Here is a 10,398-nt window from a genome sequence, read left to right on the forward strand (position 1 = left end):
GGCCCCCCCCCCCGCGCACCCCCCCGCCCCCGCCCCCCGTGCGGCCAGGCGGGGGGGGGGTGGCCCCGGCGCGGCCCCGCCGGGGGGGGGGGGGCGCCCCCCCCCCGAGGCCGGTCGCCGCGAACAGCGCGGCGCCGGTCAGGGCAGGCAGGAGTCTTTTCATCGGAGCCTCTCGTGGGGATCGGGCCGGGAGCAGCAGAGTGACAGCAAACCCGCGCCTTTGAAAGGCTCATGACATGAGACGCATACGCCTCACCCGGCGGCCGGCCCCTCGGGGGACCGGCCTCCCTCGGCGAACGACCGGCCCGGCGCCCTACCGGACCACCGGCAGCACCGCCGCCGCGCCGCGGCCGGTCGCCGCCTCGATGAAGTCCACCGGGTCGGCGACCCGCGCCAGCAGCGCACGGGTGAAGTCCAGCGCCCCCTCGGCGGGCGGCGGGCCGCCGACGGCCGCGATCAGGTCGAGCAGGTGGACGGTCGCCTCCATCAGCGCCACCTCGCCGAGGGCGCCGACCGTCACGCTGCCGAGCAGCGGGTGCGCCACCGCGGTGCCCGGCGGAAGGTCCGCGAGGCCGTCCAGCGCGGCCGGCCCCTCGACGCCGAACCGGGCGATCAGCACAGCGGGTTCGGCCACCTCGGCGACCTGCTTCGCCGCCTCGGCGACCTGGTCGGCGGCGGTGTGGGCGATGCCGCCGGGCCGGTTGTAGACACGCAGGACGCCGGCCCCGTCCACCACCTCGGGCCGCCCGTCCAGGACGGCCGCGCGCAGCCCGGTGAACATCTCCGGCACCGGCGCCACGTGCGCGTACAACTCCCGTACGGTCCACCCGGGCAGCCGGGTGGACCGCCCCCAGTCCTCGGCGGCCAGGGCCGCGCCCCGCTCCGCCCAGGAGGCCCAGACCTCCGCCAACAGTACGCGCACCGGGTCGTTCTGACTGCTCATCGGCTCTCCTCGGAATGGTGATCACGGGACCTCCCCACGCTATCCCGGGCTTCCGGAAAACCGTTTGCCGCCCCCTCCCCGGGCCGTCACCATCGGCCCATGACCGACTCCGCCGCCCGCCCGCTGCCCGCGCCCGCCGCCCACCCGGCCCCGGGCCGACAGCAGCCCGGCCGCCCCCGGAGGCCCGACGCCGCCCGCCCATAAGGGCCGCGCTGGTCGCCGGGCTGCTCGCCGGGCTCGGCGTGGCCGTCCCGGTGGGGGCCGTCGGGGCCTACCTGGTGTCGCTCACCGCGCGCACCTCGCTGCGCACCGGCGCCTGCGCCGCGCTCGGGGTGGCCACCGCGGACGGGCTCTACGCGCTGCTCGACCGAGTCCCGGGCTGAATCCGGGGCGCGGACCCCGGGGTGGCGGCCTGCAGCCCGGGGCCCGCGCGGCACCACTCCCCCGCCGGCCGCCACCCACCTCCCGACTACGCACCGCACCCGGCTCGGCCGTCCTGGTCACCGAGCCGCCGCCCGATGCCCAGCCCCATGCCTGGTCACCGCCACTCACCGAACTCCGCGGGGCCGGTCCGCCACCGCCGCCTCGGCCACCCTCCGCAACCGACCCCGCCGCCCCGGTCGCCGTGCCGGTCGCCCCCGCCGCTCCACCGCCGGTCGGCTGACCAGCGGGATCGGCGAATCGACCCGCACATCCCGTTGACCCGTTTACGTCCGATTCCTACCTTGTATCCTGGTTCTGTATCCGCTGAGTGACATCCGCCGAAAACGCCGAACCCCCAGCCCAGGCAGCGGGCCCCGCGCCACGGCCGGTCCACCGGACCCTCCGAACGGCCCGGGCGCGACCGGGAACGCCGCCACCGACCCGGAGGAGTGCGGAGATGGCCGAGCAGGACGCCCCCGAGAAGCGGGGCCGGCTGAGCCGCCCGCTGGTGCTGGGCGCCGCCGTGGCCCTGGTCGACCGCGAGGGCCTGGGCGCGCTGACCATGCGCAGGCTCGCGGCCGAGCTCGGCGTGGAGTCGATGGCCCTGTACCGCTACACCCCGGGCAAGGAGGCCCTGATCGACGGCCTGGTCGAGGCCTACTTCGACGAGATCAACGCCCGGCTGCGGGCCGGTTCCACCAGCGGTTCCCACCCGGACGGCTGGCGCGCCGAACTGCGCCGGATCGCCCGGGCGTTCGCCGCCACCGCGCACGCCCACCCCGAGATCCTGCCGCTGGTCGCGACCCGTCCGCTGGCCGTCCCGGTGTCCCGCCGCCCGGCCTCGGTGCTGGACCTCACGGAGCACATCCTGGCCGTGCTCGGCCGGGCCGGCTTCGACGACGCCCGCGCGCTGACCGTCTACCGCACCTTCGTCGCCTGGAACCTCGGCTGCCTGCTGGTGGACAAGCGCCAGGTGGTCGACAACCCGAGCGAGCCGGACCCTGCCCTGCGGCTCGGCCTGCACCGGCTGCCCGCCGCCGACTACCCCAGGCTGCGCGCCCTGGTGCCCCGGTTCGCCGACTTCGACCACGAGGCCGAGATGCTGAGCGGCCTGGACAGCCTGCTCGACGGGATGCCCGAGCCGCCCCTTGACGACTTCTACCGTGACGGCGGATCCTGAGGATACGAGGTACACGTCGGACATATCCGCTCCTATCGGCGCCGCCGCGCCGCCCGGCACCACCGCGGCAGCCCGCTGACGGCGCCCGGAAGAAGTCCCCATGTCCTCCGCACCCGACACGTCACCCCCCGATGACATCCTGCGCCTCCGCGTCACCGCCAAGGACCCGGAGACCCTGCGCGCCCTGCTGCGCGACACCCGCCCCGACGTCGGCGGACGCCCGCACGTCGAGGAGGACGGCCGCATCGGCATCGACGTCTACGTCCCGGCCGACCGGATCCCGGCCCTCGAACGCGAGGGCGTCACGGTCACCATGACCGGCAACGCCAGCGAGGCCGGGCGCGCCGCCCAGGCCGAGGTCGGCAGCGGCGACCGCTTCGCCCCCGCCGACGCCGTCCCGCGCGGCCTGGCCGCCAAGCTCTCCGGCTGACCCGGGAGGCCCGCCATGCCGTACCTGAACGTCACCGAGGTCGAGTCCGCCGTGACCAGCCTGGCCACCGCCTTCCCCGACCTGACCCAACTCGTCACCCTGCCCGAGCCCTCGTTCGAGGGCCGCACCGCCCACGCCCTGCTGATCAGCGAACCCGCGGCGGCCCCCAAGCCGTGCGTCATGATGATCGGGGGTGTCCACGCCCGTGAGTGGGGCAGTTGCGAGATCCTCATCCACCTCGCCGCCGACCTGCTGGAGGCCCACCGGGACGGCACCGGCCTCGGCTACGGCAGCACCGCCTTCACCGCCGGTCAGGTCAGCGGCCTGCTCCAGCGGCTCGACCTGGTGCTCTACCCGCTGGTCAACCCCGACGGCCGGCACTACAGCCAGACCGTCAGGCCCATGTGGCGCAAGAACCGCAACCCCGCGAACGCCGGCGGCAACCCGGCCCCGGACTGCGTCGGCGTCGACCTCAACCGCAACTACGACTTCCTCTTCGACTTCGTCACCGCCTTCGCCCCGGGCGCCAACCCCCAGGTGTCGAACGACCCGTGCGACCAGCAGGTCTACGCCGGCCCGAGCCCGTTCTCCGAGCCGGAGACCCGCAACGTCCAGTGGCTGCTGGACCAGCTCCCGCTGACCCGGTGGTTCGTCGACGTGCACAGCTACTCGCAGGACATGCTCTACAACTGGGGCGACGACGAGAACCAGTCGATCGACCCCGACATGAACTTCCGCAACTCCGACTACGACGGCAAGCGCGGCCTGCCCGGCGACCTCACGTACGCCGAGTACATCCCCAAGGACGACGAGGACACCGCCGTGCTGCTCGCCGAGGCGTTCTGCAAGGGCGTCAACGGCGTGCGCGGCCTGTCGTACAAGCCGATGAGCGGCTTCCATCTGTACCCGACCAGCGGGACCAGCGACGACTACGTCTACTCCCGCACCTTCGCCGACCCCGACCAGGGCAAGGTGCTCGGCTTCACCGTCGAGTGGGGCACCGAGTTCCACCCGCGGTGGGCGGAGATGGAACAGATCATCCGCGACGTGGACGCCGGGCTGGTGCAGCTCTGCCTGGCCACCACCTGAACAACCCCCGAACCACAGTCCCCGACAACGGGGCGCCCGCCACGAAGGATCGTGGCGGGCGCCCCGGGCGCGCGCTCGGGCGGCCCGGTGGAACGCTCAGGCGGCCCGGTGGAAGAAGAACGGGTCGATGGACGGCGGCACCCGGGTCACGCCGTCGGTGCTGAGCAGTTGGTGGACGGTGAAGTTGGCGTTGCGCTGGTACGTCACGCCCACCGGGAAGTTGGCCCGGTCCGGTGTGTTGTTGCCGGCGAAGACGCCGTAGAAGTCCTTCCCGACCGCGAGCATCCGGATGTAGTCACCGAGGAAGGGCAGACCCGCGGCCCGGGGCACGTTCGCGGGCGCCTGGTGCAGTACGTCGGACTCCGGCGCGGTGCTCCAGTTGTCGGCGGTGACCTCGAGGATCGTCGTCCACTGGTTGCTGGCGAACCGCTGGTAGACCAAGCCCACCAGACCGTCCTCGTTGACGGCCAGCGACGGGTTCTTGACGTCGGTGATGTCGTCGCGCACCTGCCGCCAGGTCTGGCCGCGGTCCTGCGAGTGCCGGACGTGCAGGGTGTTGTCGACACCGCCCGGGCCGCCCACGCGGTCGCACCAGGCGATCCAGACGCGGTCGGCGTCGGTCGGGTCCACCGCGATCGTCAGGTCGCCGCCGAGCCGCTCCTGCCCCATGGTCGAGTTGAACGCGACGAAGCGGTCGGTCGCGACCCGCTGCCCGGGGACGCTGTCGGTGGCGTCCTTGAGGTCCTGGAACGGGTGGGCGCCGACGCCTCCGTCGTCGTCCCGGCTCACCACGACGTCGAAGGTGACGTTGGTGATCGGGTCGCCCTGGTCATTGGTCCGCCAGCTCTCGAACGCCGCGTAGACGGTGCCGTCGGGGTGCACGGCGAGGCGCACCGGCGGCCCGTCCTGATTCGCCGCATCACGGTTCTCGATCACCGTGGGCACGAATCCGGCCGGTGCGGGCGCCGTCCGCGCGTCGCCCGAGACGTCCACGACGGCGGTCCGCGGGCCCGGACCGTTGTTGCCGACGTAGACCCGGTCGCGGCCGGCACCGCCGGCCGTCACGGTGTCGGCGATGACCCACGGCTGGTCCTCCTGGTCCCGGCTCACCAGGATCTCCATGGGCGCGGTCGAGGCGATGCTCGGCGTTCGAAGGATCTGCATCCTGGTGATCGGCGTGGGCCGGTGCAGTGCGGCCAGGCCGTTCAGTATGCCCGCGTACAGGGCACCGCCCTGGGCCGCGAAGGCCACCGTGATGTCGGCGGTACCGAGTCCCGGCGCGGCGCCGGGGACGATGGCGTGCAGCACCCAGCTGTCGCCGCCGTCCGTGGACACGTAGACCGGGGCGAGCGGACCGCCCATCGGGTCGGGAGTGAAGGCGGTCGCGACCATCTCCGTGGGCGTCTCGGGGTTGACCGCGAGAAACGGCTCGGAGTCCTGGGTCGCGGTGCCGCTCAGCGCCTTCGGGGTGATGTTGACGACCTTGAGGGTGGGCATGTCGGCTCACCTCCGTTCGCGCAGCACGGCGAGCTTGTGCACCGGCTGGTAGTCCTCGGGGTGGATCAGTTCGTACGGGGCGAGCTCGCGCTGGTCGTCCTGGGTGGCGTGCAGGAGCCACAGCCCCTCCTGGCCGGCCCTGGGCTTGGGCACCCGGTAGTAGTGGGAGTCGCGGCTGTTGGGGTACAGCACGGCGAGGGTCGCGTCCTTCACCTGGCCGCTCTCGACCCGGGTGACGGCGATCGACGCCCGCCACCAGTCCGGCGAGTGCTCGGACCGGCGGTCCGCGCGGTCGGCGCCGCCGGCCCGTTCCAGGCCGACCACCGTGCCGACGACCACGGCGTCCGCCTCCGCGGCGTGCGCGGCCAGATCCTGGTGGCGGATCTCCCGCTGCACCGAGGTGAACGGCTGTTCGTCGGCCGTGGTGGCGGCGAGCGACACGTGGTGCTGGACGGCCCCGGCGGGCAGCCGGCCCACCTCGGTGACGCCCAGGCCCTCCCCGTACACCATGCCCTGGGTGAAGAACGCGGCCCGGTCGCCGACGCCCATCGGACCCGCGTCGGGCGACAGTTGGACGGTGATCTCACTGCCCGCGAGCTGCCGGAACGCTTCCGGCGCGTGCAGCACCTGGTCGACCCTGACCACGGCTGTCCGGTCGTTCCTGGCCTCGGCCGGAACGGCCGCGAGCGAGGTGCCGCCGACCCGGGTGACCGTGCCCACGAAGCTCAGCTGCGTGCGCCGGACGAGGTCGGTGAGCTCCTCGTGCTTGACGGGTGACATGTCGGTCATGACGGTCCTCCTCTCCGCTCACCGCAGCGCGCGGGCCGAGGAAGGGTGCGCCCGACGCCACTCGATCCGCGCGCCGAGCAGGCAGGCGGCGGTGACGGCGGGCGCGAGTGCGACCACGAGCCACTCCGCCGCACCGCTGCCGGCGTCCGGGTCGATGCCGAGGAGCGTCTCGATCCACTGCGGCCACACCAGGGTGAGCAGGAACAGCAGTCCGGACAGTCCGCCGAGGGCCGTCTCCAGCCAGAAGCGGGGACGGACCGGATTCGTTTGCCGGAAGGGCATCACTGCGCCTCCCCTTCTCCAACCGCCCGGGCCGCGCCGCGACGCAGCGCGCGCCGTTCCCGTGCCGCCGCGCGTGGCGGCGGCACGGCCCGGCCGGGCCGGCCCGGGTCGGGGGCTGCTCCCTTCGGCGCCGCCGGTCGGGGGCGTGATCGCCGCGGGAGGTGATCTGCTTCGATCCGCAGCGTCGGAGCTGCGGTGGGAGTGCGGCCGGGAGGGGATCGCGGGTCGTCCGCGTCCCGTCCCTGCGCTGTACGCCTACGAGGCACACGTACTTCGTATACGAGTCTGCTCGCACTCCGTGAGCAGGTCAAGGGCGGACCGGGCCGCCTTCCGCGTCAGACCCGGGCGCCGAGCATCCGCAGCACCAACTCGCCGTAGCGGCGCCCGAGTTCCTCCGGCGCCTCGGTCGAGTTGTCGGTGTACCAGCGGGAGACGTCGATGCCCAGCGAGGTGACCGCGCGGGCCGCCGTGCGCACCTCCGCCACCTGGAAGTCCCCCGCGGCCACGCCGGCCCCGATCAGCGCGCTGACCTCGCGCTCGATGTCCAGGCGCAGCGCCGCGACCACGGCGTAGGCATCCTCGGGCAGCGCGTGCAGCTCGTAGTTGACCACCCGGCCGACCGTCCGGGCCCGGGCGTGCCAGGCGGTGAACTGCTCGACCAGCCGCCGCATCCGCTCGGCCGGGCCGCCCTCGCCGGCCGCCGCGTTCCGGACCAGGGTCAGCGTGGCGGCGTGCCCGGCCCGGCTGATCTCGGCGAGCAGCGCGGCCTTCGACTGGTAGTGGATGTACAGCGCCGCCGGGCTCATCCCCGCCGCGGTGGCGATGTCCCGGGTCGTGGTGGCGTGGAAGCCGCGCTCCGCGAACGACTCGACGGCGGCCTGGAGCAGCCGGTACGCCGCTTCGGGGCGGACGTCGGCGCCGGGCAGGGTCGGCCAGAGGTCGGCGAGCGGGGTGCTGGTCATGGCGTCATCCTCCCAGAGAACTCGTACAGGCTTTCCCTCCGACCGGCCACCCGGCCCGGGCGTCGGCCCCGTTCGGGCCGGGGACGGACGGTCGTAGGGAGTGTTGACAGGCTCCCGCACCGACAGCATGCTGAGCAAGCGCTTAGTCAGCTGCTGGCAGAGATCCTCGCACGAAAGGCAGGACGCTCCGTGGTGCACTCCTTCAAGGGCCGGGTGGCCGTCGTCACCGGGTCGAGCCGGGGCATCGGCCTCGGCATCGCCCGCGAGCTGGTCGACCGCGGGGCCAAGGTCTGCCTCACCGCCCGCAACCCGGAACCGCTCGCCGACGCCGTCCGCGAGCTGGGCGGCCCGGACAACGCGATCGCCGTCGCGGGCAAGGCCGACGACCCCGCGCACCAGGAGGAGGCCGTCACCCGCACCCTGGAGGCCTTCGGGCGGCTCGACCACCTGGTCAACAACACCGGCATCAACCCGGTGTACGGGCCGGTCCTGGACACCGACGAGGCCGCCGCCGCCAAGATCCTCGCCGTCAACGTGCTCGCCCCACTGACCTGGACCCGCCGCGCGCACGCCGCCTGGATGGGCGAGCACGGCGGCTCCGTCGTCAACGTCGCCTCCATCGCCGGCATCCGCTCCTCGCTCGGGATCGGCATGTACGGCGTCAGCAAGGCCGCGCTGATTCGGCTCACCACCGAACTCGCCGCCGAACTGGGCCCCCAGGGCATCCGGGTCAACGCCGTCGCCCCCGCCGTGGTCAAGACCAAGTTCGCCGAGGCCCTGTACGAGGGCCGCGAGGAGAAGGTCGCCAGGGCCTACCCGCTCGGCCGCCTCGGCGTCCCCGAGGACATCGCCGGCGCCGTCGCCTTCCTGCTCTCGCCGGACGCCGGCTGGATCACCGGCCAGACCCTGGTCGTGGACGGCGGGGTCACCCTCGGCGGTGGGATGTGACCCCCGGGGACGTCAACGACCCGCCGGCCGACAGCGGGACGTCCGACAACCGGGCGTTCGACGGCCGGGGCGTGGTCGTGACCGGCGGCGGCCGGGGCATCGGCGCCGCGCTGGCCCGGGCCTTCGCCGCGGCCGGCGCCCGGGTGGCGGTCAACGACCTGGACGCCGGGGCCGCCCACGCCGTCGCGAAGGAGTGCGCGGGCACCGCACTGCCCGGGGACGCCGCCTCCGCCGAGGGGATCGCCGACCTGGTCGGCCGGGCCCGCGCCGAACTCGGCGAGATCGACGTGTGGTGCGCCAACGCGGGCGTCGCCCCGGTGGGCGGCGCGGACGCGCCCGCCGCGGCCTGGACGAGCGCCTGGGAGGTCAATGTCATGGCCCACGTCCGGGCCGCCGAACTGCTGCTCCCCCGCTGGCTGGAGCGCGGCGAGGGCCGCTTCCTGGCCACCGTCTCCGCCGCCGGGCTGCTCACCATGCTGGGCTCGGCCCCGTACTCGGTGACCAAGCACGGCGCGCTGGCCTTCGCCGAGTGGCTCTCCGCGACCTACCGCCACCGGGGCCTGCGGGTGCACGCGCTCTGCCCGCAGGGCGTGCGCACCGACCTGCTCGCCTCCACCGGCGCGGTCGGCGAGGCGCTGCTGGCCCCGACCGCGCTCGACCCGGCGGACGTCGCCGAGGCGGCCCTGGACGGGATGCGCGCGGAGCGCTTCCTGCTCCTGCCCCACCCCGAGGTCGCCGACTACTGCCGCGCCCGGGCCACCGGGCCGGACCGCTGGCTCACCGGGATGAACCGGCTCCAGCAGGGGCTGGAGAGGAGTGAACTGCTGTGAGGGCCTGGCAGGTTGACGAGCTCGGTGAGCCCGGTGAGGTGATGCGGCTGGTCGAGGACCTCGCGCGGCCGGTGCCCGGCCCGGGGCAGCTGCTGGTGCGGGTACGGGCGGCGGCCGTCAACTTCCCGGACGCGCTGATGGTGCGCGGGCAGTACCAGGTCCGCCCGCCGCTGCCGTTCACGCCCGGCGTGGAGCTGTGCGGCGAGGTGGTGGACGGCGCCCGGCGGGGCGAGCGGCTGATCGGCAACCCGGTGCTGCCGCACGGCGCCTTCGCCGAGTACGCGCTGCTGGACGCCGCCGCCGCGTTCCCGGCGCCCGAGGTGCTGGACGACGCCGAGGCCGCCGCCCTGCACATCGGCTACCAGACCGCCTGGTTCGCGCTGCACCGCCGGGCCCGGCTGCGGGCCGGCGAGACCCTGCTGGTGCACGCGGCCGCCGGCGGCGTCGGCAGCGCGGCGGTCCAGCTCGGCCGGGCCGCCGGGGCACGGGTGATCGCCGTGGTCGGCGGGCCGTCGAAGGCGGAGGCGGCGCGGGCGCTCGGCGCCGACCTGGTGGTGGACCGCCGGGAGCGGGACTTCGTCGCCGCCGTCAAGGAGGCCACCGGCGGACGCGGCGCGGACGTCGTCTTCGACCCGGTCGGCGGCGAGGCCTACACCGGCTCCACCCGGTGCATCGCCTTCGAGGGCCGGATCGTGGTCGTCGGCTTCGCCGCCGGGCAGATCCCCGCCCCGGCGCTCAACCACGCCCTGGTGAAGAACTACTCGATCCTGGGCCTGCACTGGGGCCTCTACAACACCCACGACCCGCGCGCCGTCCGCACCGCCCACGACGAGCTCGGCAGGCTCGCCGAGCAGGGCGCCGTCCGCCCCCTGGTGAGCGCCCGGGTGCCGCTGGCCGCCGCCCCGGACGCCGTCCGACTCGTCGCCGCCGGGCACAGCACCGGCCGGATCGCCGTCCTCGGCGACTGACCCGCCACGCGGCCCGGAGCGCGACACGGGGCGAGGCCACAGCCCGTTGGCTGTGGC

Annotated in this window: 11 protein-coding genes and 1 pseudogene; 7 read left to right on the plus strand and 5 right to left on the minus strand. The window is 74.5% G+C overall.

The features are described from left to right. Positions 1–313 precede the first annotated feature (313 nt). Complete coding sequence (locus ACWGJO_RS39465; protein ID WP_452190499.1) at positions 314–943, minus strand: maleylpyruvate isomerase N-terminal domain-containing protein; 630 nt, start codon at positions 941–943, stop codon at positions 314–316. 200 nt (positions 944–1,143) lie between these two features. Between ACWGJO_RS39465 and ACWGJO_RS39470 the strand changes: the two are divergent. The 4 genes and pseudogenes from ACWGJO_RS39470 to ACWGJO_RS39485 form a co-directional block, all read left to right on the plus strand. Continuing rightward, positions 1,144–1,323 (plus strand): annotated as a pseudogene (locus ACWGJO_RS39470) (lysine transporter LysE); the annotation flags it as partial. Between the two features lie 500 nt (positions 1,324–1,823). Further along, positions 1,824–2,546 carry a TetR/AcrR family transcriptional regulator gene (locus ACWGJO_RS39475; protein ID WP_452190501.1) on the plus strand — a complete coding sequence of 241 codons (723 nt, stop codon included), beginning with the start codon at positions 1,824–1,826 and terminating at the stop codon, positions 2,544–2,546. Positions 2,547–2,646: 100 nt separating this feature from the next. Further along, positions 2,647–2,976, plus strand: coding sequence for a hypothetical protein (locus ACWGJO_RS39480; RefSeq protein WP_359909239.1), 330 nt, complete (start codon positions 2,647–2,649; stop codon positions 2,974–2,976). Between the two features lie 15 nt (positions 2,977–2,991). Beyond that, the gene (locus tag ACWGJO_RS39485) at positions 2,992–4,065 is read left to right on the plus strand and encodes a M14 family metallopeptidase (protein WP_452190504.1); all 1,074 of its coding nucleotides are present in this window, start codon (positions 2,992–2,994) and stop codon (positions 4,063–4,065) included. A gap of 96 nt (positions 4,066–4,161) precedes the next feature. Here the strand turns inward: ACWGJO_RS39485 and ACWGJO_RS39490 are convergent, their stop codons facing one another. The 4 genes from ACWGJO_RS39490 to ACWGJO_RS39505 form a co-directional block, all read right to left on the minus strand. Next, positions 4,162–5,562, minus strand: a complete 1,401-nt coding sequence (locus ACWGJO_RS39490) for a hypothetical protein (RefSeq protein ID WP_452190506.1) — start codon at positions 5,560–5,562, stop codon at positions 4,162–4,164. A gap of 6 nt (positions 5,563–5,568) precedes the next feature. Further along, positions 5,569–6,351 (minus strand): hypothetical protein, encoded by a 783-nt coding sequence (locus ACWGJO_RS39495; protein WP_452190508.1) that lies wholly within the window; start codon positions 6,349–6,351, stop codon positions 5,569–5,571. Between the two features lie 18 nt (positions 6,352–6,369). After that, positions 6,370–6,633 (minus strand): ABC transporter permease, encoded by a 264-nt coding sequence (locus ACWGJO_RS39500; protein ID WP_452190510.1) that lies wholly within the window; start codon positions 6,631–6,633, stop codon positions 6,370–6,372. 335 nt (positions 6,634–6,968) lie between these two features. Next, the gene (locus ACWGJO_RS39505; protein ID WP_452190512.1) at positions 6,969–7,595 is read right to left on the minus strand and encodes a TetR/AcrR family transcriptional regulator; all 627 of its coding nucleotides are present in this window, start codon (positions 7,593–7,595) and stop codon (positions 6,969–6,971) included. A gap of 189 nt (positions 7,596–7,784) precedes the next feature. Here ACWGJO_RS39505 and ACWGJO_RS39510 point away from each other — a divergent pair, with 189 nt between their 5' ends. The 3 genes from ACWGJO_RS39510 (at position 7,785) to ACWGJO_RS39520 (ending at position 10,341) form a co-directional block, all read left to right on the plus strand. Beyond that, positions 7,785–8,543 (plus strand): SDR family oxidoreductase, encoded by a 759-nt coding sequence (locus ACWGJO_RS39510; protein WP_452190513.1) that lies wholly within the window; start codon positions 7,785–7,787, stop codon positions 8,541–8,543. A gap of 71 nt (positions 8,544–8,614) precedes the next feature. Beyond that, the gene (locus tag ACWGJO_RS39515) at positions 8,615–9,373 is read left to right on the plus strand and encodes an SDR family oxidoreductase (protein ID WP_387687405.1); all 759 of its coding nucleotides are present in this window, start codon (positions 8,615–8,617) and stop codon (positions 9,371–9,373) included. After that, positions 9,370–10,341, plus strand: coding sequence for an NADPH:quinone oxidoreductase family protein (locus tag ACWGJO_RS39520; RefSeq protein WP_452190515.1), 972 nt, complete (start codon positions 9,370–9,372; stop codon positions 10,339–10,341). Before ACWGJO_RS39515 ends, ACWGJO_RS39520 begins: the two co-directional genes overlap by 4 nt. Positions 10,342–10,398: the final 57 nt, after the last annotated feature.

The sequence above is a fragment of the Kitasatospora sp. NPDC054795 genome (assembly GCF_053611565.1).

Coding starts and splice junctions, on each gene's coding strand:
- ACWGJO_RS39490 (WP_452190506.1), bottom strand. CDS start 5,562: ATGCCCACCCTCAAGGTCGTCAACATCACCCCGAAGGCGCTGAGCGGC.
- ACWGJO_RS39505 (WP_452190512.1), bottom strand. CDS start 7,595: ATGACCAGCACCCCGCTCGCCGACCTCTGGCCGACCCTGCCCGGCGCC.
- ACWGJO_RS39500 (WP_452190510.1), bottom strand. CDS start 6,633: ATGCCCTTCCGGCAAACGAATCCGGTCCGTCCCCGCTTCTGGCTGGAG.
- ACWGJO_RS39495 (WP_452190508.1), bottom strand. CDS start 6,351: ATGACCGACATGTCACCCGTCAAGCACGAGGAGCTCACCGACCTCGTC.
- ACWGJO_RS39465 (WP_452190499.1), bottom strand. CDS start 943: ATGAGCAGTCAGAACGACCCGGTGCGCGTACTGTTGGCGGAGGTCTGG.
- ACWGJO_RS39480 (WP_359909239.1), top strand. CDS start 2,647: ATGTCCTCCGCACCCGACACGTCACCCCCCGATGACATCCTGCGCCTC.
- ACWGJO_RS39485 (WP_452190504.1), top strand. CDS start 2,992: ATGCCGTACCTGAACGTCACCGAGGTCGAGTCCGCCGTGACCAGCCTG.
- ACWGJO_RS39475 (WP_452190501.1), top strand. CDS start 1,824: ATGGCCGAGCAGGACGCCCCCGAGAAGCGGGGCCGGCTGAGCCGCCCG.